Origin of the sequence: Streptomyces noursei (genome assembly GCF_001646665.1) — a bacterium.
Classification (GTDB): Bacteria; Actinomycetota; Actinomycetes; order Streptomycetales; family Streptomycetaceae; genus Streptomyces; species Streptomyces lavendulocolor.
On sequence record NZ_LWBU01000090.1, the window covers coordinates 159,432 to 184,417 of the forward strand.

The window sequence follows — 24,986 nt, forward strand, 5'->3', positions numbered from 1 at the left end:
CCCCCCAAGGGTATGGCGTCCCCCGCCCCGCCCGGCAACGCCACAGGGCCCGGCCCCGCGGGTGCGGGGCCGGGCCCTGGTGGGTGGTGCGGGCGCCGGTCAGGCGTCGAAGACCTCCGCGACCAGCTGGGCCTGCTCGGCCTCGTGGCGCTTCTTCGAGCCCACCGCCGGGGACGAGCCGTGCGGCCGCGAGATGCGGCGCAGGCGCTCGCCGTGCGGGATGTCCGCGCCGACCGCCAGGTCGAGGTGGTCGATCAGGTTGAGCGCGATGAACGGCCAGGCACCCTGGTTCGCCGGCTCCTCCTGGGCCCACAGGTACTTCTCGGCGTTCGGGTACTTGGAGATCTCGGCCTGGAGCTCCGCACCCGGCAGCGGGTACAGGCGCTCGAGGCGGATGATCGCCGTGTCCGTGACGCCGCGCTTGACCCGCTCGGCCTCCAGGTCGTAGTAGACCTTGCCCGCGCAGAAGACGACCTTGCGGACGGCGTTCGCGTCCACCGACTCGTCACCGATCACCGGGCGGAAGCCGCCGTTGGTGAACTCCTCCGCCTTCGACGCGGCGGCCTTCAGGCGCAGCATCGACTTCGGGGTGAAGACGACCAGCGGCTTGTGGTGCGGGTTGTGCACCTGCCACCGCAGGAGGTGGAAGTAGTTCGACGGCAGCGTCGGCATGGCGACCGTCATGTTGTTCTGCGCGCACAGCTGGAGGAAGCGCTCCGGGCGGGCCGAGGAGTGGTCCGGGCCCTGGCCCTCGTAGCCGTGCGGCAGCAGCAGCGTGACGCCGGAGGTCTGGCCCCACTTCTGCTCGGCCGAGGAGATGAACTCGTCCACGACGGTCTGCGCGCCGTTGACGAAGTCACCGAACTGGGCCTCCCACATCACGAGGGCGTCCGGGCGGGCCAGCGAGTAGCCGTACTCGAAGCCCATCGCCGCGTACTCGCTGAGCAGCGAGTCGTAGACGTTGTAGCGGGCCTGCTCCTCGGAGAGGTACTGCAGCGGGGTGTAGTCCTCGCCGGTCTCCTGGTCCACCAGCACCGCGTGGCGCTGGCCGAAGGTGCCGCGGCGGGTGTCCTGGCCGGCGAGCCGGACCGGGGTGCCCTCCATCAGCAGCGAACCGATGGCGAGGGTCTCGCCCATGCCCCAGTCGATCGTGCCGTCGTCGATGGAGGCGGCACGGCGTTGGAGCTGCGGCATCAGGCGCGGGTGCACCTTGATGCGGTCGGGGATGTTCACCTGCGACTCGGCGATCCGCTTCACGATCTCCTGGGAGACCGCGGTGGTGACGGCGACCGGGAACTCGGCCTGCGGTTCCGGGCTGTGCGCCGTGCCGGGCTGCGAGGTCGCCTCGCGGACCTCCGCGAACACCTTCTCCAGCTGGCCCTGGAAGTCCTGGAGCGCCTGCTCCGCCTCTTCCAGCGTGATGTCGCCACGGCCGATCAGCGACTCGGTGTACAGCTTGCGCACCGACCGCTTCTTGTCGATGAGGCTGTACATCTGCGGGTTGGTGAACTGCGGGTTGTCGCCCTCGTTGTGACCGCGGCGGCGGTAGCAGATGAGGTCGATCACGACGTCCTTGTTGAACGTCTGGCGGAACTCGAAGGCGAGCCGCGCCACGCGGACCACGGCCTCCGGGTCGTCGCCGTTCACGTGGAAGATCGGCGCCTCGATCATGCGGGCCACGTCGGTCGCGTACATCGAGGAGCGCGACGACTCCGGGGCGGCGGTGAAGCCGACCTGGTTGTTGATGACGATGTGGACCGTGCCGCCGGTGCGGTAGCCGCGCAGCTGCGACATGTTGAGCGTCTCGGCCACGACGCCCTGGCCGGCGAAGGCCGCGTCGCCGTGGAGGGCGACGGGCAGGACGGTGAAGTCCGTGCCGCCCTTGTTGATGACGTCCTGCTTGGCGCGGACGACACCCTCCAGGACCGGGTCGACCGCCTCCAGGTGGGAGGGGTTGGCGACCAGCGAGACCTTGATCTGCTCGCCGTCGAGGCCGGTGAAGGTGCCCTCGGCGCCCAGGTGGTACTTCACGTCGCCGGAGCCGTGCATCGACTTCGGGTCGAGGTTGCCCTCGAACTCGCGGAAGATCTGCGCGTACGACTTGCCGACGATGTTCGCGAGGACGTTCAGCCGGCCGCGGTGGGCCATGCCGATGACGACCTCGTCCAGGCGGGACTCGGCCGCCGAGTCGATGACCGCGTCCAGCAGCGGGATGACGGACTCGCCGCCCTCCAGCGAGAACCGCTTCTGGCCGACGTACTTGGTCTGCAGGAACGTCTCGAACGCCTCGGCGGCGTTGAGGCGGCGCAGGATCCGCAGCTGCTCCTCGCGCTCCGGCTTGGAGTGCGGGCGCTCGACGCGGTCCTGGATCCACTTGCGCTGCTTGGGGTCCTGGATGTGCATGAACTCGATGCCGGTGGTGCGGCAGTACGAGTCGCGCAGCACGCCGAGGATGTCGCGCAGCTTCATCATCGACTTGCCGCCGAAGCCGCCGACGGCGAACTCCCGCTCCAGGTCCCAGAGCGTCAGGCCGTGCTCGGTGATGTCCAGGTCGGGGTGCTTGCGCTGGCGGTACTCCAGCGGGTCGGTGTCGGCCATGACGTGGCCCCGGACCCGGTAGGAGTGGATCAGCTCGAAGACGCGCGCGGCCTTGGTGACGTCGTCGTCGTGCGACGCGTCGATGTCCTTGAGCCAGCGGACCGGCTCGTAGGGGATGCGCAGCGACTCGAAGACGTCGTCGTAGAAGCCGTCCTCGCCGAGGAGGAGGTTCGCGACGATGCGCAGGAACTCGCCGGACGCCGCACCCTGGATGACCCGGTGGTCGTACGTCGAGGTGAGGGTCATCACCTTGGAGATGCCCAGCTTGTTCAGGGTGTCCTGCGACGTGCCCTGGAACTCGGCCGGGTAGTCCATCGAGCCGACGCCCATGATGACCGACTGACCGGGCATCAGACGCGGCACGGAGTGGACGGTGCCCAGGCCGCCGGGGTTGGTCAGCGAGACGGTGACGCCGGTGAAGTCGTCCATCGTCAGCTTGTTGTTGCGGGCGCGGCGGACGATGTCCTCGTACGCCTGCCAGAACTCGAAGAAGCCGAGCGTCTCGGCCTTCTTGATGCCCGCGACGACCAGCTGGCGCTCGCCGTTCGGCTTGACCAGGTCGATGGCCAGACCGAAGTTGACGTGCTCCGGCTTCACCAGGACCGGCTTGCCGTCCTTCTCGCCGTACGAGTGGTTCATCGACGGCATGGCCTTGATGGCCTGCACCATCGCGTACCCGATGAGGTGCGTGAAGGAGATCTTCCCGCCGCGGGCGCGCTTGAGGTGGTTGTTGATGACGATGCGGTTGTCGAACAGCAGCTTCACCGGGACCGCGCGGACCGAGGTGGCGGTCGGCAGCTCCAGCGAGGCGTTCATGTTCTTGGCGACCGCGGCGGCCGGGCCGCGCAGCGGCACGTACTCCGGACCGGCGGCGGGCTCGGCCTTGGCGGCGGCCGGCTTCGCGGCGGGCTTGGCGGCGGGCGCCGGCTTCGCGGCGGGAGCGGCGGCCGGGGCCGGGGCCTGCGCGGCGGGCGCGGGCGCGGGCTTCGCGGCGGGAGCAGCGGCCTGTGCGGGTGCCGCTGCTGCCGGCTGCGCCGGGGTGGCCGGGGCCTGGGCCTGCGGTGCCGGGGCCTGGCCGGCGGAGCCGGTGCTCGCAGCCCCCGCGGCTACGGCACCCTCGCCCGCGGGCTTGTCCGCCGAGCCGGACGAGGCGCCCGGCTTGTAGTCGGCGAAGAAGTCCCACCAGGCACGGTCGACCGAATTCGGGTCCTGGAGGTACTGCTGGTAGATCTCGTCGACGAGCCACTCATTGGCACCGAACGCGGCGGCAGGGTTCGAAGGACCCTGCCCGTCTTGGTCGGTCGAGATACTCGAGTTACTGGGGGACTGAGACGACACGGCGGCAACCGCCCTCTTCCGCTTCACAAGGTGATGGACAGCGGAAATAAAGGCTACGCCTCCCCGGCCGGGACGTGCAGGCCGGGCATGCCATCGTCGCGTAGATCACATCCGAGGACGTGTTTCGTCGCTATAAATGGCGGGAAACAAGCGTGGTTGCCCTGTGAATGGGTACACGGCGCCGCGGCTGCGGCCCCGGACGGCGCACAGCCTCGGCCACGTCCCGTACACGTATACGCAGAACGCGCGCTTCCGGTTCGAACCCTACGTCAACCGCGAGGCTGAGGGATCCCTGGAAGAGTGACCTGAATACGGCATCCACGTGCGGATTCGGCCACACCGATGCGCCCGCCGTGCAGATCGACCGCCCAGCGGGCGATCGCCAGGCCCAGGCCGGTGCCGCCGTCGCTGTCCGGGCCGTGCGGCGAGGCGACCCCGCCCCGGTTGAACCGCTCGAAGACCTTGTGCCGCTCCGACTCCGGGATGCCCGGTCCCTCGTCCACCACTTCCAGGTCCAGCGACTCCGGCTGCCGGCCCCGCCGGGCCCGTACCGTCACCCGGCCGTGCGGCGGGGAGTGCTTGACCGCGTTGTCGATCAGGTTCGCCACCACCTGGTGCAGCCGCTCGCTGTCCGCGTGCGCGGTCAGCTCGGGCGGCGACACGTCCAGGTGCAGGTGCACGTCCGTGCGCGTGTGGCTGCCCGAGCCGGAGCTGAGCCCGCGCTGCGCGGCGGCCAGATTGGCCTCCTTCAGCACCCCCGACAGGTACGGCCACACCTCGAAGCGCCGCGACCGCAGCGGTACGACACCGTTGTCGAGCCGTGACAGGTCCAGCAGCGTCTCCACCAGCCGGCCCAGCCGCTCGGTCTGCTTCAGCGCCGTGCGCATCGTCTCCGGATCGGCGGCGGACACCCCGTCCACCACGTTCTCCAGCACCGCGCGGAGCGCCGCGATCGGGGTGCGCAGCTCGTGCGAGACGTTGGCCACCAGCTCCTTGCGGTGCCGGTCCACGGCCTCCAGGTCGTCCGCCATGCGGTTGATGGTGGAGGCCAGGTCGCCGAGCTCGTCCCGGCGGTCGGCGCCGCGCACCCGGCGCGTGTAGTCGCCGTGCGAGATCGACTTCGCCACCGTGTTCATCTCGTCCAGCGGCGCGGTCAGGCCGTGCGCCACGAACTGGGTGATCAGCAGCGTGGCGATCACCGAGAAGACGGTGATGAAACGCAGCTCGGTCTCCGTGCGCAGGGCCACCATCAGCAGCCCGGTCGTGATGAAGACCGAGACGACGACGAGCGTGCCCAGTTTGGTCTTGATCGAGATCGAGACCGAACGCAGCCGGGACCGGAGCGACGTCATGGGGCGGGCGTCTCCAGGGCGTATCCGACACCGTGCACCGTACGGATCCGCTCGGCGCCGATCTTGCGGCGCAGCGCCTTGATGTGGCTGTCCACGGTCCTGGTGCCCGACGCGTCCGCCCAGTCCCAGACCTCGGCGAGCAGCTGCTCGCGGGAGAGGACCGCGCGGGGCGTGTTCGCCAGGCAGACCAGCAGGTCGAACTCGGTCGGCGTGAGGTGGACGTCCTCGCCGCGCACCCGCACCCGCCGCTGCGCGTGGTCGATCTCCAGCTCGCCGAGCCGCAGGATGCCGCTGCGCGGCGTGACGGCCGCCAGCGCCGCCCGCTCGACGCGCCGCAGCAGCACGTGCACGCGGGCCGCCAGCTCCCGCATCGAGAACGGCTTGGTCATGTAGTCGTCGGCGCCGACCCCGAGGCCGACCAGCATGTCGGTCTCGTCGTCACGGGCCGTCAGCATCAGCACCGGAACCGGCCGCTGGGCCTGCACCCGGCGGCACACCTCCAAGCCGTCGAAGCCCGGCAGCATGATGTCGAGCACCATCAGGTCGGGCTGCCACGCCTCGGCGGCGTCCACGGCCGCCGGGCCGTCGGTGGCCGTCTGCACCAGGAAGCCCTCGGCCCGCAGCCGGGCGGAGATGGCCTCGACGATGGTGGTGTCGTCCTCGACGACCAGCACGCGGCGCTGCGTACCCGGCGCGACCGCCGTGCCGGTTTGGCTGGTGTGTGTCTGCTCCATCGCCCCGCCCCTGTCGCGTCCTGCGCGAGCGTGTAGATCCGTGTGTTCGGTCAGCAGCGTAAAGGCACCGACCGCGTCCCGGCTACGCAGGGCGAACGGCGAGGTGGACCACGTCCGGTACGCCCCGGGCAACCGGGACCTCTTCGGTTCTTACCCCGCTGAACCCGGCATTCCGCAATGACTCTTCGAAATCGGCGGAGGGCCTGGCGGACCAGACGGCGAGTACTCCGCCGGGGTTCAGCCGGGCCGCGCAGGCCGCCAGACCGGCGGGGGAGTAGAGGCTGTCGTTGTCCTCGGTGACGGTCCAGTCGGGGCCGTTGTCGATGTCCAGGCAGAGCGCGTCGAAGGTGTCGGGCGAGGTGCGGACGTACGCCACGAGGTCGTCGTGGACCAGCACCGTGCGCGGGTCGGCGAGGGCCTCGCCGGAGATGCGGGCGAGCGGCCCCTCCCGGTGCCAGTCGATGATCGCCTCCTCGCGCTCGACGACCGCGATGCGGCCCCACGCGGGCTCGGCGGCGGCGTGCGCCAGGGAGAACCCGACCCCCAGCCCCCCGACGAGGACGGCCGGGTGCGGGCGGGCCCCGAGGGTCCGCAGGGCCGCGTCGACCAGCAGCCGCTCGGAGCGCCCGTCGGAGGTGTCCATCAGGAAGGTGCCGTTGGCGATGATCTCGAAGTCGTCGCCCCGCCGGCGCAGCACCACCTCGCCGTACGGGCCCTCGCGGCGGTCGAGCGTCACGGGGGCGGCCGCCGGAGCGGTGGCGGCGGTGCCGCCGGTGGCGGTGTCCCCGGTGGCGGCGGGCACGGGCGTGGTCACGGGCGTGGTCACGGATGCGGTCACGGGAGTCGTCACGGCCATGATCCTCAGCGTAGCGAGGGGCCGGCCGCGCGGTCCGGGATTTGTCCTGCTCCCGGCACGGCCGGGGCGGGAGCGCCCCGGCCGCCCGGTGTGATCCATGTCATGGACGCGGACACACATGATCGCGTTGGCTGGGGCAAGGGAGACCCGGGGGCGTTGCGCAGGGTGGTCGACGAGGAAGGGCGGCACGGTGCTCCAGCTCCGCACGCGTGGGACGGACGGCGGCGCCGAGCTGCTGAAGGGCGTCCCCGGTCAGCGCACGGCCACCGTGACACCCGCGCCCGCCCCGGCCCCCGCGGCTGCGGCCCCGGACGCGGCTCCCGGCCGCATGCAAGGTCCCGCCCGGCGACGGACCGGGCGGCTCGGACGCGCGGGGCGGCTGCTGCCCACGCCGGCGGGGACACCGTTCACCTTCGGCTACGCCCTGGTCCTGCTCGCCACGTCGCTCTTCGCCGAGTACGGCGACCCCGGCACCGTCGCCGGCCTGCTGCACGCCTCCAGCACCGACGTCGCCCACCTCTCCCGTACGCCCCTGCTGGTGCTGGTCGCCAGCGCGCTGTGGGTGGCGGGCGGGCTCCTCTCCCCGTACGCCATCGGGTTCGTCTTCGTCCTCACGGCACTGGAGCGCCGCATCGGGGCGTGGCGGACGGCGGCCGTGTTCCTGGTGGGGCACGTGGTGGCGACCCTCGCCACCGAGATCCCGGTGGCGCTGTCCGTACTGGCGGGGCACCTGCCGGACACGTCGCTGCACCGGCTGGACTACGGCATCAGCTTCGGGCTGATGGCGTCCGTCGGGGCGCTCGCCGGGCTGCTCACCCCGGTGGCGCGCGGGCTGGTGCTGGCGTGGGTCTCGGTGATGCTCCTCCAGGACCTGGTGGCCTTCGAGGACCCGCTCACCAACTGGGGCCACCCGCTCGCCCTGGCGGTGGGCGCCGGCTGCGGGCCCCTCCTGCGCCGGGCGGGGCGCCGGATCTAGGCCGGTTCCGCGCGGCGCGGCCCTGGGCCCGGCGCAGGCGTAATGACTGAAGCGGTGGTGGAGTAATTACGGTTCGGGGCGAGGGTGCGGCGCTAGGGGGTTTCTGTCCGTCATGAAGTGACAAAAAGGGTCGAGTTGGACACTCCTTGTTCCACCTGACGCCGAGCCGCCGGGTCTCCGGCGCCGCCGCGTCACAGTGGACCGAAGGAGACAGAACGCAGCATGAAGATCTCGAGCAGCACCCTGAAGCGGCTGGCCGTCCCGGCCCTGGTCGTGGGACTCGCCCTCCCGCTCGCCGCCGCGACACCGGCCACCTCCGCCGAGGCGGGCGCCACGGTCACCCGCTACAGCGGGACCGTCACGCTGAACGCCCGCACCGGCGTGGAGAACAGGGTCACCTTCTCCGCCAACGCGGCCCGCGAGCTGGTGGTCCGTGACACCTCGGGTCTCAAGATCGGCCCCGGGTGCAGGCGTGCCGGGACCGACGGCACCACCGCGGTCTGCGGGTCGCTGGCCGCGGTGACGCGCGTGCGGGCGATGGTCCGTGACGCCGACGACGTCGTCCGCGTCAACGTCGCCGAGGCCAGCACCATCGACGCCGGCAACGGCCGGGACCTGGTGCAGACCGGCGCGGCGAACGACACCATCAACGTCCGGGACGGCCAGGGCGGTGACCGGGTGGAGACCTGCGGCGGCGGCACCCACGACACCTTCTTCGCCGACGTCGCCGATGTCGTCCCCATGACCTGCGAGAACCGGTTCTTCGAGTAGTCCCGGCCGCTCGGCCGGCCCCCGGCCCGGGGTGCGGTGCCCGCGGTACGCCCGCGGCCACCGTCCCCGGGCCGGGCCGCGCCCGGACGCGAACGGGCGGACGGGCGGGCGGGCCGGGGCCGCCGTGCCCCCCGGGGCGCGCGGCGTCAGGGGCGTGGCGCCTTCACGCCGTGCACCGCCCGGTACTCGGCGGCCAGCCACGGGCCCAGGTCGTGCACCAGCATGTCCAGCACCGCCGCGTCGGCGTCCGCGGGCCGGCGCCCCACCGCGACGGCCGTCCGCATCGGGGCGGCCCACCGCGGGTAGTGGGCGGCGAACGCCTCCGCCATCTCGTCCAGGTCGCTCGTCCAGTCGCCCCGCAGCGGCAGTACCAGCGTGAATCCGGTACGCACCAGGTGGCGGCCCACCGCCCGGGCGAGCCGTGCGCGCTCCCGGCCCGCCGGTGCCTCGGCCAGCCGCTGCCGCCAGCGCGCCAGGAACAGCTCCAGGTCCCCGTTGGTCTCGCGGGCCAGCAGCGAGGTGGGCCGGTACGCCGGGAGCCGCGCGGCGAGGTCCTCGCCCAGCAGCGGGGTGCACAGGCAGGCGACGAAGAACCCCAGGTCGTACCGTTCCAGCTCGCTCAGGACCGTGCCGGCGCCGGCGAGCAGCGCCCCCACGCCGTCGATCTGCGGGAAGCGGGCGTCCAGTTCCGCCTCCAGGGCCGCGGCCGCCGCCCGGTCGGCCTCCGCCGGCTCCTCGCGCAGCACGATCAGCAGGTCCAGGTCGGAGACACCGGCGGTGGCGGCCCCGCGCGGAATGCTGCCGTACACGTACGCGCTGTGGAGACGTGACGGACCGGCGGCTCCGCCGCCCTCCGGGGTCCGCCCGGTCCCGAAGACCTCCGCGATCCGTTTCCGCGCCGCGTCGACCACCGGGACGAACACCTCCGGTACGCGGTCGAGCGAGCCCTCCCGGGCCAGGGTTCCGTTCTCGTTCAGCACCCGCCCACTCTGCCGCTCCGGGCGGCGAACGAGTGATCGCTGAGAGCGAACAGGAGTGGGGAACACCCCGGCTGTCATAAGCATTGAGTGTGTACAGCTCAACTTGACTGCCGAAGGGGAGATCATGGCTTCGACGTCCACACCGCTCACCCTGCCCGTGCTGCCGCTCGACGACGAGGTCGTGCTGCCCGGGATGGTGGTGCCGCTCGACCTGTCCGACACCGAGGTGCGCGCCGCGGTGGAGGCGGCCCAGGCGGCCGCCCGGTCGTCCGGGACACCGGGCGGCAAGCCCAGGGTCCTGCTGGTGCCGCGCATCGACGGCACGTACGCGGGGACCGGCGTGCTCGGCACCGTCGAACAGGTGGGGCGGCTCTCCGACGGCGACCCCGGCGCGCTCATCCGCGGCCGCGGCCGGGTGAGGATCGGCGCCGGCACGACCGGCCCGGGCGCCGCGCTGTGGGTCGAGGGCACCACCGTCGAGGAGTCGGTGCCCGACCCGCTGCCCGGCCAGGTCGCCGACCTCGTCAAGGAGTACAAGGCGCTGGCCACCAGCTGGCTCAAGAAGCGCGGCGCCTGGCAGGTCGTGGACCGCGTCCAGCAGATCGACGGCGTCTCCGCCCTCGCCGACAACTCCGGCTACTCGCCCTTCCTCACCGTCGCCCAGAAGGTCGAGCTGCTGGAGACGGAGGACCCCGTCGCCCGCCTGAGGCTCGCCACCGAGCAGCTGCGCGAGCACCTCGCCGAGCAGGACGTCGCCGAGTCCATCGCCAAGGACGTCCAGGAGGGCGTCGACAAGCAGCAGCGGGAGTTCCTGCTGCGCCGCCAGCTCGAAGCCGTGCGCAAGGAGCTGCGCGAGCTGAACGGCGAGAAGGACGGGGAGGAGTCCGACGACTACCGGGCCCGCGTCGAGGCGGCCGACCTGCCCGGGAAGGTCCGCGAGGCCGCCCTCAAGGAGGTCGACAAGCTGGAGCGGTCCAGCGACCAGAACCCCGAGACCGCCTGGATCCGCACCTGGCTCGACACGGTCCTGGAGATGCCGTGGAACGAGCGCACCGAGGACAGTTACGACATCCGGGGCGCCAAGGAGGTCCTCGACGCCGAGCACGCCGGCCTGGAGGACGTGAAGGAGCGCATCACCGAGTACCTCGCGGTGCGCAAGCGGCGCGCCGACCGCGGCCTGGGCGTCGTGGGCGGGCGGCGCGGCGGCGCCGTGCTGGCGCTGGTCGGGCCCCCCGGGGTCGGCAAGACCTCGCTCGGCGAGTCCGTCGCGCACGCGATGGGCCGGAAGTTCGTGCGGGTCGCCCTCGGCGGCGTACGCGACGAGGCGGAGATCCGCGGCCACCGGCGCACCTACGTCGGCGCCCTGCCCGGCCGGATCGTGCGGGCCGTCAAGGAGGCCGGGTCCATGAACCCGGTGGTGCTGCTCGACGAGATCGACAAGGTCGGCTCCGACTTCCGGGGCGACCCGGCGGCCGCGCTGCTGGAGGTCCTCGACCCGGCGCAGAACCACACCTTCCGCGACCACTACCTGGAAGTGGAACTGGACCTGTCCGACGTGGTCTTCCTCGCCACCGCCAACGTCCTGGAGTCCATCCCCGAGGCCCTGCTCGACCGCATGGAGCTGGTCCGCCTCGACGGCTACACCGAGGACGAGAAGGTCGTCATCGCCCGGGACCACCTGGTGCCGCGCCAGCTGGAGCGGGCCGGCCTGGAGGGCGGTGAGGTGGCGCTGGACGAGTCGGCGCTGCGCAGGCTGGCGGGCGAGTACACCCGCGAGGCGGGCGTGCGGAACCTGGAGCGGTCGATCGCCCGGCTGCTGCGCAAGGTGGCCGCCCAGCACGAACTGGGCGACCGGGAGCTGCCCTTCACGGTGGGCGCGGACGACCTGCGGGACCTGATCGGCCGGCCGCACCACGTGCCCGAGTCCGCCCAGGACCCGGCCGAGCGGCGCACCTCGGTGCCGGGCGTGGCCACCGGTCTGGCGGTCACCGGCGCGGGCGGGGACGTCCTGTTCGTCGAGGCGTCGCTGGCCGACCCGGAGACGGGCGCGGCGGGTCTGACCCTCACCGGCCAGCTCGGTGACGTGATGAAGGAGTCGGCGCAGATCGCGCTGAGCTTCCTGCGCTCGCACGGCGCCGAACTGGAGCTGCCCGTCACCGGCCTCAAGGACCGGGGCGTGCACATCCACTTCCCGGCCGGCGCGGTGCCCAAGGACGGGCCCAGCGCGGGCATCACCATGACGACGGCGCTCGCGTCGCTGCTGTCCGGGCGGCTGGTCCGTACGGACGTGGCGATGACCGGCGAGGTGTCGCTGACCGGGCGGGTGCTGCCGATCGGCGGCGTCAAGCAGAAGCTGCTGGCCGCGCACCGGGCGGGCATCACCACCGTGGTCATCCCGAAGCGGAACGAGGCGGACCTGGACGACGTCCCGGCCGAGATCCTCGACAAGCTGGAGGTCCACCCGGTCACCGACGTCCGCCAGGTGCTGGAACTGGCCCTCGCGCCGGCGACCACGGCCCCGGCCGCCGAACCCGTCGCGGCCTGATCCCGGGCCGGGGCCTCGTCACCGTCGCCCCGGCCCGCCGGCCGGCCCCGCCGCACCCCCGAGCGGCGGGGCCTCCGCGCGGAGACGCTCACCCGCCCGGTGCCCCGCGCCCCGTGCCCGGCGCCCGGCGCTCAAGACCCCGGGCTCAGAGCCCCGTGCCCCGCGTGCAAAGCCCCCGCCCCGCACCGGCGTCAGGCGCCGGCGGCCTTCACGGCCCGGTCGTACAGGGCCCGCGTCCTGGCGTCGAAGAGGACGGCCGTCGACTCCTCGTCCGTCTCGCCGCCGCTGAGCACACCGATCAGCCGGCCGCCGGCCAGCCACGGGCTGCCGCTCGTGCCGTCGAAGAAGCCGCCGCACTCCATCAGCATCGAACCGGGCAGGTCCGGGTCCCTGCGGGTGTCCGTGGTGCAGGAGATGGGGCCGTCGGACGGGTTGCGATCCTTGTTCGGGTAGCCGGTCACCGTCACCCGCCGCTCGGGACCGGACGCCCAGTCGGGCCGGGCAGCGCCCACCACCTGCTGGACCTGGCGGCCCCGGCCGTCCGGCTCCAGCGTCAGGAAGGCGTAGTCGTGGGCGTCCGCGTCGGCACCGGCGGCCTTCCACGCGTCGGCCACCAGCACCGTACGGACCTTCCACGTGCCGTACGGGGCGGGGTCGCCGCTCCCGCCCCGGTAGCCGGGCGCGAAGGAGAAGCCGGAACTCGCCGAACCGTCCGCGAACACGCAGTGCGCGGCGGTCGCGACGAGATTGCCCCGCGGGCTGTCGACCACGCTCGCCGTGCACCAGTGGCCGTCCTCGTCGAGGAGCACCCCCACCGACCGCACCCCGGCGGACGGCACCGCCGAGCGCTGCGGCGGCGCGGGCCGGGCGCTCGCGGCACCCGCGGCGGCGCCCCCGCCCGCACCGTCCGTGCGGGCGGCCGAGTGCGACGGCCCCCCGCACGCGGTGGCGGTGGCGACGACGGCGACGATCCACGGCAACGGTCTCTTCCAGCGCATACGGCCCATCCTTGCCCATGGGCCGGGCCGATCAGTCACCCAGCCAGCCCCGGGACGACGCCCGCGCCCCGGCCTGGAACCGCGTCCGGGCGTCCAGCGACTCCAGCAGCCGGCTGATCCGCCGCCGCGCGGTGTGCACATGGACGCCCAGCCGGCGCGCGATCGCCTCGTCCTTCAGCCCCGCCGCCAGCAGCGCCAGCAGTTCGCGCTGCGCCCCGGGCGGCCCGGCCGCCGCCCCGTCCTCCGGCGCCACCAGCGGTTCGGCCCGCTCCCACACCGCCTCGAACAGCGGCAGCAGTGTCCCGCACAGCAGCCCGTCGCCGATCACCAGCGCGGCCGCCCGCGGCCCCGCGGCCTCCGTCGGCGGCAGCAGCGTGACGCGCCGGTCCACCGCGACCAGCCGCGCCGGGACGTCCGCGGCCACCCGCAGCCGCAGCCCGCGCCCGACGAGGCCCGTCAGGGCCCGTACCCGCCCCGGGTCCGCGAGCCCGGACCGGTCCAGCACCGCCCGCACCCGCACCCCCCGGGCCAGCAGCGACTCGACGTCCAGCGCGGTGAACGGCGGGCGGTCCAGGAGCACGACCTCCCGTTCCGCGCCGTCCAGCAGCCGCGCGGCGCGCTCGGCGATGGCCCGCCGGCCCCTCACGACGTCCACGCGCCCCCGTTCGCCTCCGTGGGCGCCCGCGTCCCCGGCGAATCGGTCCGCGGCCAGCCGCAACCGGGCCAACTCGGCGGACTTCATGTGCAGTTCCGCCTGGCGGCGGTGGATCAGCGTGCGGAGGGCGGCGGCGGGTGCGGCCGGGTGCGGCAGCGCGTCCCCCGCGTCGGAGGGATCGGGCGGCCGGGCGAAACCGTGCGCGACGAGCCGGTCGAGTGCCGCGTCCAGTCGTTCGCGCGGCAGGTCGAGCAGCCGCGCCAACTCCTCCGCCCCGTCCGCCTGTTCCGCCAGCAGCGCCTCGTAGGCGCGCTCCTCGGTCCTGCCCAGGCCGAGAGTGGTCAGTTCTCCCTGGATCATGCGTCGGATTCTCACTCCGCCTTCACACGCCACACAAGTGTGCGTGTCCACTTCTCAACCCCCCGCGACCGTTGCCGCGCTGCCACCCCACGGCTTGCATGGCCATGACCACCTGAACGGCTGACCAGCACGTGGGAGGGATACGGACCGTGCGCGAACCCAGCACGCCCAGCACGCACTCGGGAACATCCGGCATACGGGCGGGGGCCCGGGCGGCGGCTCTGCTCGCCGCCGCCGGGCTCCTGATCACGGCGGTTCCGGCCTCGGCGGCGACCCCGCCGGCCGCCGAACCGCCGGCCGACGTCATCCCGGGGGCGCGGACCGCGACCCCGGCGCTCGTCGACGGCATCAACGAGGCGACGGACGCGGGGGCGAGCCCGGCGGACGCGGCGCGCGAGCACCTCGCCGCCCGGGAGAGCCGCTACAAGATCGCCGAACCGGGGCGTGATCTCGCCCCCGTACAGACGCTGAAGCGCGGTGCGGAGGAGACGGTACGGCTCCAGCAGAAGCACAGGGGCGTGCCCGTGCTCGGCGGGCAGTACGTGGTCCGGATGGAGAAGAAGGGCGGCGAGCGGGTCGTCACCGGCACGTCCGGCAAGTACTTCACGGGCCTGACGACCGGCGTGGCACCGGCCGTGGACAAGGACGTGGCGGTGCGCCGCGCGGTCGCGGCGACCCTGCAGCGGCTCGGCGGCCACCGGCTGGCGCTCACCGACGCCCGGCGCGCCGAGGAGCGCGCCCAGCCCCTGCGCGGCACCGCCGCCGGGCTGGTGGTCGTCCCGCGCGGCGAGGGCGTGCTGACGTACCACGTGACGGTGCGCGGCACCCACCCGCTGACCGGCGCGCCCGTGCTCCAGCACGTGTACGTCGACGCACGGGCCGGCTTCCCGGTCCTCCAGTACAGCGGCATCAAGACGCTCACGCCGCCGAAGGCCCCGGCGGGGGCGGCGGCCGCGAAGAAGGCCGACGCCCCGGACGGTCCGGGCACCGGGGCCGTGGGCAGCGGCACGCTGCTGAGCGGCGCCAAGGTGGACCTCAACGTCAGCAGGGCAGCGGACGACCGGTACGTGATGACCGACCGCGCCCGGATGGCGGACGGCAGCAAGGCCGCGCTCACCACGTGGGACGCGCGCGACAAGGACGTCTTCGAGGTGCTGGGCGGCTGGCCGGCGGACCTGAAGGAGTTCGGCTCGCCGAGCGCGGAGTTCGGCAAGGACGCCACGGAGGCGGGAGCCGTCGACGCGCACTGGGCGGCCGGGCAGGTCTACGACTACTACAAGCGGCACCACGGCAGGGACGGCCTCGACGGGCGGGGCGCCGCGGTCAACAGCCTGGTGGGCGTCACCCAGTTCGGCATGCCGTACGTCAACGCCTTCTGGGACGGAACCAAGATGGTGTACGGCTCCGGCGACGCCGACTACAAGCCGCTCTCGGCCGACCTCGACGTGGTCGGCCACGAGATGACCCACGGCGTGGTCGAGAACACCGCCAACCTGGTGTACGCGGGCCAGTCCGGCGCCCTCAACGAGGCCGTCGCCGACTACTTCGGCAACGCCATCGACGTGACGCGGTCCGGCATGGCGATGGACCACCCGGACGCGGGCCTCATCGGCGAGGACCTGTGCCGCACCAAGGCCCCCCGCGACTGCGCCTTCCGCGACCTCGACGACGGCGCCACCACCTCCCGCGACTTCCTCGGCGCCACCTTCGGCACCGACAACGGCGGGGTGCACCTCAACTCGACGATCTTCTCCGGCGCGCTGTGGGACATGCGGCAGGACCTGGGCGCCGAGCTGGCCGACCGGATCGTGTACAAGGCGCTGACCGAGTACATGACCCCGCTCGACGGCTTCACCGACGGCCGCAACGCGGTCCTGGCGGCGGCGAAGGACCTGGGCGTCACGGGCGCGCGGCTGAACACGGCCAAGCGGTCCTTCAACGCCCACGGCATCGTGGCCGGCTGGGAGAACGCCCTGGGCGTCGACTCCGACCAGCTCTTCGGGAAGCTGAACATCTCGGGCACCGGGGTGCAGGCGGGCGGCGGCTGGTGGACGGTCGCCAAGTCCAACGACGACGGCACCGAGCCGTACTCCGTCTACGCCGGCCGCGCGGACGGCAAGGGCGCCCCGAAGCTCATCAGCCCCAATGACGGTCGCTACCACGTCTACCCGGCCACGGACGGCAGGACCGTCGTCTGGACGGCGTACGGGGCGACGAGCGTGGACATCCTGTCGCGGCCCCTCGCGGGCGGCCCCATCAAGAGGCTGTACTCGTCCACCACCATGGACGTCGGCGGGCTGCGGGTCGACAAGGGCGTCACGGTCTTCGAGGAGCTGGGGCTGTTCACCCGGCACGTCGTCCACCTGCGCCCCGGCGACGTCACGCCCACGTACGTGGACGGCGGCGGCGACGACGTCCTGACCGGCCTGCCGTCCCTCGCGCACGGGCGGATCGCCTACGCCAAGCTGTACCCGGAGGGCGGCACCTACCGGCTCGGGGTGGAGCTGCTCGACCTCGCGACCGGGCGCAAGACCCTGACCGAGCCGCTGGACGAGCCGCAGACCTTGGGGCAGACCGGCCTCAACGGCAAGCACGTCTTCTGGCTGACCGACGCGAACAGCGCCGACGAAGGGCGGACGGGCATCCGCCGCGCGAACGTCGACGGCACCGGCACCTACGACATCAGCGGCGAGGGCAAGCCCGGCGCGCTGATCGCCTCCGACCTGACGGTCTCGGAGACGGCGGTCACGGTCAACGCGTCCCTGCCGGACACCGCGTACCGCAACGAGACGCTGCCGAAGAACTGGCAGCTGACGACCGACGGCACCCGCAAGGAGCGCGTCTCCTGCAACCGGGGCGAGCAGCTCTCCCCGGCGGCGGTCGAAGGCACCCAGGTGGTCTGGATCGACGGCACCACCGGCTGGACGGACCTGGTCACCCGCACCCGCCCGGCCGGCCGCTGCGGCTGAGCCCGCGTCCCGCGTCCCGTACGACAGGGACCGGCAGGAACCCCCGGCGCACCCGCGCCGGGGGTTCCCGCGTTCTCCGGGCGGCGCGGGCCGGCCGGGCCCCGGCGGGGCCGGGCGGAGCCGTGCCCCGCCGGGCGGGCGCCGGACGTCGTGCGCGGAGAACCCGGCCGCGGCGCAGGGGCGCAGTGCCACCGCCGGTCCGTTCCTGCGAAATACTGGACGAGCCGCGGCGATGGCCGCCGCCGAGAACGACTTTCACGCCGAGGAAAGCCCACGAGGGGTGCTACGTGCAGGCAAGCCGTACGGGGAACGACGCCGCGCCCGGGGCCGCGACCGACGAGGGCCGCGGCGGGGACCACGAATTCCTCGCCCTGGAGCGCGAACTGGCGGTCTTCCTGCGGCGCGCCCGCGCCTCGTCCGGCGAGATGGCGCGCGAGGTCCACCCCGAGCTCGAACCCGCCGCCTACGGCCTGCTCGTCCGGCTGGAGGACGCCGGCACCCAGCGCGCCACCGAACTCGCCGCCTACTTCGGCGTCGGCAAGGCCACCATGAGCCGCCAGCTGCGCGCCCTGGAGGACCTGGGGCTCGTCGCCCGCGCCCCCGACCCCGCCGACGGCCGCGCCTCCCTCGTCCGCCTCACCGACGAGGGCCGCAGCCGCTTCCGCCGCGTACGCGACGCCCGCCGCGCCCGCTACATGCGCAAGCTCGCCGGCTGGGACCGCGCCGAGGTCGCCGAACTGGCCCGCCTGCTGCACCAGCTCAACGCGGGCAGCGACGACTAGGTCGTGTCCGGCCGGACGACGACCCGCACCACCGTCGCGTCGTCGTGCCGCTTCCAGCGGTACGCGTACGAGGGTGAGGCCTCCAGCTCCCGTACCCGGGCGATCAGGCCGCGCGGGCCCTCCTTGTCCACCACCGCGAAGCAGTCCGCCCAGTCGCCCATCCGGAACACCTCCGTCCAGCGCGTCGCCCCGTCCGTCATGGCGACCAGCGCCCGCACCTCGGCCGCCGGGACCCGCCCCGTGACCGCGTGGGCGGCCACCGACGGGTCGGCCGCCGCCGTGTAGAAGCCGCCCGCCTTGTTCCGCACGGTGGCGTCCGTGATCGCGTGCGACGCCAGCGAGCCGGGCGGCAGCCGGTCCAGCCGGTCGTCCACCACCGCCCGCACCGCCCCCTCCGGCGAGCGGAGCAGCAGCACCGAGTCGGACAGCACCAGGTACTCGACGTCCACCGCGTCCCAGCGCGCCATGACCACCGTCGCCTGAGGCGTACGCACGTGAGAAAGGTCACACGTGTCACGGTGGGCGAGCGCGGTGCGCCGGATTGCCTCCGACAGGATCCCCGCCAGCGTCAGGTCCGGGCGGGAACCGGACAGTTCGGTCAGCGCGCCGCCGAGTCTCGCCGTGAACCAGGGCACCGAGTGCACACAACCGTCGTCGTCCACGGGGGGCGTCACCCCGTCGAGCACCACCAGCGCCCCGCCCTGGCCGGACGCGGGAACCACCACGGAAGCCCAGTCCTCGTTGGCGCGTTCCTGCGAGCCCGGGACGGAGGAGATCTCGCTCTGCATGGGCCCAGTCTGCATGACTTCTTCACACCGCCCACAGAAGGCCGGAAACGGCCCGTACCGGCAGGTCAGATGAGGGTGGGCGGGGGAACGCGGCCCTCCGGGAAGGTGCGGGCGGGCATCCTGCCAAAGCCCGCGCAGATCTTTCAACCCGCCCGCCCGCGGGCCCCCTAAACACGGGCCCGGGAGAGTTGTTCGCCAACTCCGGAGTGTTGTTCACTCGTTCGGGTGGCGGAGTGGCCGACGTGCGTCCCCCTCAACAACGGCGCTGGAATGGTCGAGGCCGTACCAGGGGTTGGGGGGCTGTTCGCATGCGTGACCGGTCGTCACCTCTGCTTCATGGGCGGACGAGTTCAAGAATGTGAGCACCGGTGCAGAAGCGCAGTGAGACTCCCGGCGACCCCCAGGCACCGGGCGGCCGCCGCGTACGCGTACGCAGCCGGCTCGTCGCCGGCGTCGCGCTGGTCGGGATCACCGTCATAGGGGCCGGCGCCCCCGCCGTCCTCACCGCCTCCGGAGACCTCACCGACTCCCAGCGGCTCGTGACGCTCGCCGAGCTGAACCGGCAGGCGGTCACCCTCGCGCACTCCCTCGCGGACGAGCGCGACGAGGTCACCGCGTACATCGCCGCCGGACGCGGCGCCGGGACCGACGACCCGAAGGACGACGGCGACGGCGGCGGCGGCGGAGAGGACACCGCCGGCGACGCCCAGGGCACCGGGAAGAGCCCCGGCGGCCGGGCCGGCAAGGGCGCTCCGGGCATCGACGCCGCCCACCGCGCCCGCGTCGACCGGCAGATCGACGAGATCCACGCCGAGGCCCCCGCCGGACTGCGGCGCGAACTGGCCGGCCTCCCCGCCATGCGGCGCTCCACCCTCACCGGCAAGGGCACCGCCCTGGAGGCCCACCGGGCCTACACCGCCGTCATCACCAAGCTCCAGGCGCTCTCCGCCGAACTCGCCGACCGGACCCCCGCCCGCGCCGTCGACGCGGGCGCCGGCACCCGCGCGCTCACCGAACTCGGCCGCGCGGTCGACCAGGCCTCCGCCACCCGCGGCCTGCTCCTCGGCGCCCTCGCCGTACCCGGCAAGAAGGACACCGGCCTCGTCTACGACCCCGTCACCGGCCGGTACGTCCGCGCCGAGGACCCCGCCGGGGACGCGGCCGACCGCACCCGGGGCGCGCTGAGCGCCGCCGCCCAGCAGGCCCGCGTCCGCGAGCAGGCCGCCCTCGCCGACTTCGACCAGGCCGCCCCGCCCGCCGCCCGCGACTCCCTCGGCGCCACCGTCACCGGCCCCGAGGTCAAGAGCGCCGAAACGTCCCTGGCGCGCCTCACCGACCGGCCCGAACTCTCCGACGAGGAGCGCGGGACCGACCCGGCCACGCTCCGGGCGGCCCTCACCGCCCGCGTCGAGCAGATGCGGGGCGTCGAGTCCTCCCTCGCCACCGGCGAGGTCCGGCGCGCGGAGCAGCTGCGCGACGCCGACGTCACCGCCCTCGAACTGCGCATCGCGCTCCTCGGCGGCTGCCTGCTCATCGCGATCGGCGTCTCGACCGCCGTCGCCCGCACCCTCACCCGGCCGCTCGCCGTCCTGCGCATCGGCGCCGCCCGCCTCGCGGAGTCCCCCGAGACGGAGGAGCCGGTCCGGTTCACCGGCCGCAACGACGAGTTCGCCCAGGTCGTACGCTCCCTCAACACCCTGCACGGCCGGCTGCGCGACCTCGCCGCGCGCGCCGAGGGCCTGGACGCCCAGCGCACGGACGCCGTCGCCGCCCGCGACGCCCTCACCGCCGAGCTGGCCGGTCAGCGCACCGAGCTGCGCGAGCGGACCGCCGAGATCGGCGCCGAACTGGAGGCCCTGCGCGGCAGCGTCCACCACACGTTCGTCAACCTCTCCCTGCGCACCCTCGGCCTCGTCGAGCGGCAGCTCGCCGTGATCGAGAAGCTGGAGGAGCGCGAGCAGGACCCGGAGCGGCTGGGCACGCTCTTCAAGCTCGACCACATGGCCACGGTCATGCGGCGGCACAGCGAGAACCTCCTCGTCCTCGCCGGCCACGAGCACAACCACGCCCACCAGGGGCCCGTCCCGCTGGTCGACGTGCTGCGGGCCGCCGTCAGCGAGATCGAGCGGTACGAGCGGGTCACCATCCAGTCGCTGCCGCCGCACGCCCACGTGGCCGGGTTCGCCGCCGACGACCTCAGCCACCTGCTCGCCGAACTGCTGGAGAACGCCACGTCGTTCTCCCCGCCGGACGCGAAGGTCCAGCTCTCCGGGTGGCTGCTGGAGAGCGGCGAGGTGATGCTCTCGGTCGAGGACGAGGGCATAGGGATGACGGAGGGCCGGCTCGCCGAGCTGAACGCCCGCCTGGCCGACCCGGAGGCGGAGGCCGCCCCCGGGACCGACCGGGACGGGGAGGGCCTCGGCATCCGGGTGACCGCGCTGCTCGCGGCACGGCACGGGGTGCGCGTCCAGCTGCGGGAGCACAAGCAGGGCGGGGTGGCCGCGGTCGTCGTGCTCCCCTCCGCCCTGCTGCCCGACGCCCCGCCGGCCGCCCTGCCCCCGTCGGTCGCACCGGCCGGGACGGCCCCCGTGCTGAACCTCCCGGGCTCGGTGGCGGAGGCCAACTCCAACTCCCTGCCCGCCGCGCGCACGGCCCGCGACCCGCTGGTCGCCGCCGCGGAGGCCACGCTGCGCGCCACGCCCGACGCCGCCGCCGGCGCCCCGGCCGCCGACGCCGAAGCCCCGGCCGGGGAGGCCGAGCCGCGGGACGCCGAGCCGCGGGACGCCGAGCCGCGGGACCCCGCCGCCGAGCCGGACGCCCAGGCCCCGGACGCGCCCGGGCAGGACGCCCAGGCCCCGCACGCCCCCGAGCCGGCGGACGCGCCCGAGCCGCACGCGCCCGGGGCCGCCGGCGCGCCCACGGCGTCCGACGAGCCCGGCCACGTCTCCTCCGCCACCGGGCCCGAGACCACCCTCCAGGTCCGCGCCCCGCGCGCCCCCCAGGACGCCGCGGACGCCACCCCCGAGGACGGGGCCGAGGAGGCGCCCGAGGACGGGTCCGGGTCCGCGGACGAGCTGGAGGCGCACGCGCGGGCCGACGCACCCGAGGGCGACACGCCCGCCGAGTCCCGCGCGCGCGACCCCAAATGGGAGAGGGTGACCGACAAGGGGCTGCCCAAGCGGACTCCCAAGGTGGTCGAGCCCACCGCCCCCCGGGCGGGGCGCACGCGCGGGGTCGACGCCGAGGCGCTGCGACGGCGGCTCGGCGGCTTCCACCAGGGCGCCAAGGACGGCCGTCGCGACGCCGAGGCCGAGATCGCGGAGAGCACCCAGCAGACGGAAGCGGTACGTACCGAAGAGACGGGGGACACAGTCGAGGAGGCACGCAGTTGACTGCGACGACCGGCAGTACCACCGGCACCGCAACGTTCGGACTGAGCAGTGAGGCGAAGAACCTGCACTGGCTGCTCGGGAACCTCGTCGAGGAGGTGCCAGGGGTACGCTCCGTAGCCGTCGTCTCGTCCGACGGGCTGTTGCTGCTCTCCTCCGACCCGGCGGACCGCAAGTCCGGGGCGGAGACCGCCGCGACCCGTACCGACGGGCCCCGCGGGGCGGCCGCCGACCTCGCCACCATCGTCTCCGGCATCGGCAGCCTCACCATCGGCGCCGCGAAGCTCATGGACGGCGGCGGCGTCAAGCAGACGATGGTCGCGATGGAGGAGGGCAGCGTCTTCGTCATGACCATCAGCGACGGCTCGCTCCTCGGCGTCCACGCCACGCCCGACTGCGACATGAGCGTCGTCGCCTACCACATGGCGCTCTTCGTCGGCCGCGCCGGACACGTACTCACGCCCGAACTCCGCAGCGAGCTGCGCAAGTCGATGGAGAGTGCCGCATGACCTCCGCATCCGCCGCCGGCCGGCTGCCGGTCCGGGGCGGCGGGCGGCGGCCCGCCCGTGTCCGGCCCTACTCGCTCACCGGCGGCCGCACCCGCTTCGGCCACGTGCTGCTCGTCGAGACGTTCGTCGCCGCGCTCGAAGCGCCCGGCGAGCGCAAGGAGCTGGCCAACGGCGGTCCCGGCTCCCGCGTCATGCCGGAGATGCGGGCCATCGTCGAGATCTGCCGCCGGATGCGTACGGTGGCCGAGATCTCCGCCCTGCTGAAGATGCCGCTGGGCGTCGTCCGGGTGCTGCTCAGCGACCTGGCCGACCAGGGAAGAATCCGCGTGTACGGCACCGGTCACGGCACCGGCCAGCCCGACCGCGCACTGCTCGAAAGGGTGCTGAGTGGCCTCCGCCGCCTCTGAGATAGCCGTGGAAGAGCCCGAGGCCGGGGCACAGGCCTGGCAGCTCGACCACACCCGAGCGCCCATCGCGACGAAGGTCGTCGTCGCGGGCGGCTTCGGCGTCGGCAAGACGACCTTCGTCGGGTCCGTCTCCGAGATCACGCCGCTGCAGACCGAAGCGCTGATGACGCAGGCGAGCGAGGACACCGACGACCTCTCCGCCACGCCCGACAAGCTCACCACCACCGTCGCCATGGACTTCGGGCGCATCACGCTCGACGACGACCTGGTGCTGTACCTCTTCGGCACCCCCGGCCAGCAGCGGTTCTGGTTCATGTGGGACGACCTGGTGCGCGGCGCGATCGGTGCCGTCGTCATGGCCGACACCCGGCGGCTGACCGACTGCTTCCCTGCGCTGGACTACTTCGAGAGCTGCGGCCTGCCGTACGTGGTGGCGGTCAACCACTTCGAGGGGACCGAGCTGTTCGAGCCCGAGGACGTGCGCGAGGCGCTCACGGTCCCCAAGGACGTACCGATCGTGATCATGGACGCGCGGAGCCGGATCACGGTCGTCGAGTCGCTGCTGGCGCTCGTCGCCCGGGCCCTCGAAACCACCCCTGAGTAGGAAAGAGACGCTTCGATGCGGAAGATACTCATCGTCGGAGCCGGGCAGTCCGGTCTCCAGCTCGCCCTCGGCCTCCAGTCCCAGGGGTACGAGGTCACCCTGATGTCCAACCGCACGGCGGACGAGATCCGGGCCGGGCGGGTCATGTCCACGCAGTGCATGTTCCACACCGCCCTCCAGCACGAGCGGGACCTGGGCATCAACTTCTGGGAGTCCCAGGCGCCGCGCATCGAGGGCCTCGGTGTCTCCGTGGCCGCGCCGGACTCCAGCCGGGCCGTCGACTGGGTCGGCAGGCTCGACGGGTACGCCCAGTCCGTCGACCAGCGCGTGAAGATGGCCGGCTGGATGGAGACCTTCGCCCAGCGCGGCGGCCAGCTGGTGATCCACGGTGCGGCCGTCTCCGACCTGGACTACTTCTCCCGCACCTACGACCTGGTGCTGGTCTCCGCCGGCAAGGGCGAGCTGGTGTCCATGTTCGGCCGGGACGCGTCCCGCTCCCCGTACAGCGAGCCGCAGCGCGCGCTGGCCGTCGCATACGTCCACGGCCTGGGCCCGCGCCCCGAGCACCCCGACTTCGACGCGGTCCGCTGCAACCTGGTGCCGGGCGTCGGCGAGCTGTTCGTCATGCCGACGCTGACCACCTCCGGCCGGGCGGACATCCTCTTCTGGGAGGGCGTCCCGGGCGGCCCGCTCGACGTGTTCCAGGGCGTCAAGGACCCCTCCGAGCACCTCGCCCTCACCCTGGAGCTGATGGAGAAGTACACCCCCTGGGAGTACGCCCGCGCCACCCGGGTCGAGCTGACCGACGCCAACGGCACCCTCTCCGGCCGCTACGCCCCGACCGTCCGCAACCCCGTCGGCCGGCTGCCCGGCGGCGGCCTGGTCCTGGGCGTCGCGGACGTCGTCGTCGCCAACGACCCCATCACCGGCCAGGGCTCCAACTCCGCCGCCAAGTGCGCGGCGTCGTACCTGGCGTCCATCGTCGAACACGGCGACCAGCCGTTCGACGAGACCTGGATGCGCGGCACCTTCGACCGCTACTGGGACACCGCCCAGCACGTCACCAAGTGGACCAACGCCATGCTCGGCGTCCCCCCGGAGCACGTCCTCGGCCTCATCGGCGCCGCCGGCGAACTCCAGCCGGTCGCCGACCGCTTCGCGAACGGCTTCAACAACCCGGCGGACTTCGAGGACTTCTTCTACGACCCCGAGAAGACCGCCGCCTACCTGGCCTCCGTCACCGGAGCCTGACAACTCTCGGACACGAGGTGCCCCCACACGTACGTGGCCGGGGGCACCTGCCGTGTCGGCGGTCGGACGTTCGGACGGGTGCACCCTGTGGGGCGGTGTCCACCAGGTGGACGTCCTGATCGTC

The 24,986-nt window shown here is 73.4% G+C and carries 18 protein-coding genes; 10 read left to right on the top strand and 8 right to left on the bottom strand.

The annotated features are described in order from the left end of the window. Positions 1-99 precede the first annotated feature (99 nt). The 4 genes from A4V12_RS08155 to A4V12_RS08170 all read right to left on the bottom strand — a co-directional run bounded on the left by A4V12_RS08155 (position 100) and on the right by A4V12_RS08170 (position 6,878). Entirely contained in the window at positions 100-3,936 is a 3,837-nt protein-coding gene (locus tag A4V12_RS08155) for a multifunctional oxoglutarate decarboxylase/oxoglutarate dehydrogenase thiamine pyrophosphate-binding subunit/dihydrolipoyllysine-residue succinyltransferase subunit (RefSeq protein WP_064068552.1), read from the bottom strand. Positions 3,937-4,205: 269 nt separating this feature from the next. Then, positions 4,206-5,288: a HAMP domain-containing sensor histidine kinase gene (locus A4V12_RS08160; protein ID WP_064068553.1), complete on the bottom strand. Its 1,083-nt coding sequence runs from the start codon at positions 5,286-5,288 to the stop codon at positions 4,206-4,208. Then, the gene (locus A4V12_RS08165; protein ID WP_064068554.1) at positions 5,285-6,022 is read right to left on the bottom strand and encodes a response regulator transcription factor; all 738 of its coding nucleotides are present in this window, start codon (positions 6,020-6,022) and stop codon (positions 5,285-5,287) included. The genes A4V12_RS08160 and A4V12_RS08165 overlap by 4 nt, the downstream gene beginning before the upstream one ends. Before the next feature lie 82 nt (positions 6,023-6,104). Continuing rightward, on the bottom strand, positions 6,105-6,878 hold the full coding sequence (locus A4V12_RS08170) for a spermidine synthase (protein ID WP_234372107.1): 774 nt from the start codon (positions 6,876-6,878) through the stop codon (positions 6,105-6,107). 190 nt (positions 6,879-7,068) lie between these two features. On the opposite strand from A4V12_RS08170, the gene A4V12_RS08175 reads away from it, so the two are divergent. Next, a complete protein-coding gene (locus A4V12_RS08175) occupies positions 7,069-7,854 on the top strand; it encodes a rhomboid-like protein (RefSeq protein WP_423551110.1) in 786 nt (261 codons plus the stop codon). 222 nt (positions 7,855-8,076) lie between these two features. Then, entirely contained in the window at positions 8,077-8,625 is a 549-nt protein-coding gene (locus A4V12_RS08180) for a hypothetical protein (RefSeq protein ID WP_064068555.1), read from the top strand. 146 nt (positions 8,626-8,771) lie between these two features. On the opposite strand, the gene A4V12_RS08185 is transcribed toward A4V12_RS08180, so the two are convergent. Then, positions 8,772-9,605 carry a nucleotidyltransferase domain-containing protein gene (locus tag A4V12_RS08185; protein WP_064068556.1) on the bottom strand — a complete coding sequence of 278 codons (834 nt, stop codon included), beginning with the start codon at positions 9,603-9,605 and terminating at the stop codon, positions 8,772-8,774. Between the two features lie 124 nt (positions 9,606-9,729). Between A4V12_RS08185 and lon the strand changes: the two genes are divergently transcribed. Continuing rightward, positions 9,730-12,150 carry an endopeptidase La gene (gene lon, locus A4V12_RS08190; RefSeq protein WP_064068557.1) on the top strand — a complete coding sequence of 807 codons (2,421 nt, stop codon included), beginning with the start codon at positions 9,730-9,732 and terminating at the stop codon, positions 12,148-12,150. A 191-nt stretch (positions 12,151-12,341) separates the two neighbouring features. Here lon and A4V12_RS08195 read toward each other — a convergent pair whose 3' ends face one another. Together A4V12_RS08195 and A4V12_RS08200 are read right to left on the bottom strand one after the other, a co-directional pair. Then, entirely contained in the window at positions 12,342-13,148 is an 807-nt protein-coding gene (locus tag A4V12_RS08195) for a trypsin-like serine peptidase (protein WP_064068558.1), read from the bottom strand. A gap of 31 nt (positions 13,149-13,179) precedes the next feature. Then, positions 13,180-14,163, bottom strand: a complete 984-nt coding sequence (locus A4V12_RS08200; protein ID WP_064068559.1) for a helix-turn-helix domain-containing protein — start codon at positions 14,161-14,163, stop codon at positions 13,180-13,182. A gap of 149 nt (positions 14,164-14,312) precedes the next feature. Here A4V12_RS08200 and A4V12_RS08205 point away from each other — a divergent pair, with 149 nt between their 5' ends. Together A4V12_RS08205 and A4V12_RS08210 are read left to right on the top strand one after the other, a co-directional pair. Next, on the top strand, positions 14,313-17,132 hold the full coding sequence (locus A4V12_RS08205; protein ID WP_064068560.1) for a M4 family metallopeptidase: 2,820 nt from the start codon (positions 14,313-14,315) through the stop codon (positions 17,130-17,132). A 287-nt stretch (positions 17,133-17,419) separates the two neighbouring features. Continuing rightward, a complete protein-coding gene (locus A4V12_RS08210) occupies positions 17,420-17,914 on the top strand; it encodes a MarR family winged helix-turn-helix transcriptional regulator (RefSeq protein ID WP_064068561.1) in 495 nt (164 codons plus the stop codon). Here A4V12_RS08210 and A4V12_RS08215 read toward each other — a convergent pair. After that, positions 17,911-18,702, bottom strand: a complete 792-nt coding sequence (locus tag A4V12_RS08215) for a hypothetical protein (RefSeq protein WP_064068562.1) — start codon at positions 18,700-18,702, stop codon at positions 17,911-17,913. The genes A4V12_RS08210 and A4V12_RS08215 overlap by 4 nt on opposite strands. A gap of 368 nt (positions 18,703-19,070) precedes the next feature. Here A4V12_RS08215 and A4V12_RS08220 point away from each other — a divergent pair, with 368 nt between their 5' ends. Genes A4V12_RS08220 through A4V12_RS08240 form a run of 5 tightly spaced genes read left to right on the top strand, consistent with a single transcriptional unit; the run spans position 19,071 to position 24,862 of the window. Next, positions 19,071-22,094 (top strand): sensor histidine kinase, encoded by a 3,024-nt coding sequence (locus tag A4V12_RS08220; protein ID WP_079136900.1) that lies wholly within the window; start codon positions 19,071-19,073, stop codon positions 22,092-22,094. Then, complete coding sequence (locus A4V12_RS08225; protein WP_064068563.1) at positions 22,091-22,600, top strand: roadblock/LC7 domain-containing protein; 510 nt, start codon at positions 22,091-22,093, stop codon at positions 22,598-22,600. The genes A4V12_RS08220 and A4V12_RS08225 overlap by 4 nt, the downstream gene beginning before the upstream one ends. Beyond that, positions 22,597-23,007, top strand: a complete 411-nt coding sequence (locus tag A4V12_RS08230; protein ID WP_064068564.1) for a DUF742 domain-containing protein — start codon at positions 22,597-22,599, stop codon at positions 23,005-23,007. The genes A4V12_RS08225 and A4V12_RS08230 overlap by 4 nt, the downstream gene beginning before the upstream one ends. A 7-nt stretch (positions 23,008-23,014) precedes the next feature. Continuing rightward, positions 23,015-23,611 (top strand): GTP-binding protein, encoded by a 597-nt coding sequence (locus A4V12_RS08235; protein WP_423540952.1) that lies wholly within the window; start codon positions 23,015-23,017, stop codon positions 23,609-23,611. A 15-nt stretch (positions 23,612-23,626) separates the two neighbouring features. Beyond that, a complete protein-coding gene (locus A4V12_RS08240) occupies positions 23,627-24,862 on the top strand; it encodes a styrene monooxygenase/indole monooxygenase family protein (protein ID WP_064068566.1) in 1,236 nt (411 codons plus the stop codon). Positions 24,863-24,986: the final 124 nt, after the last annotated feature.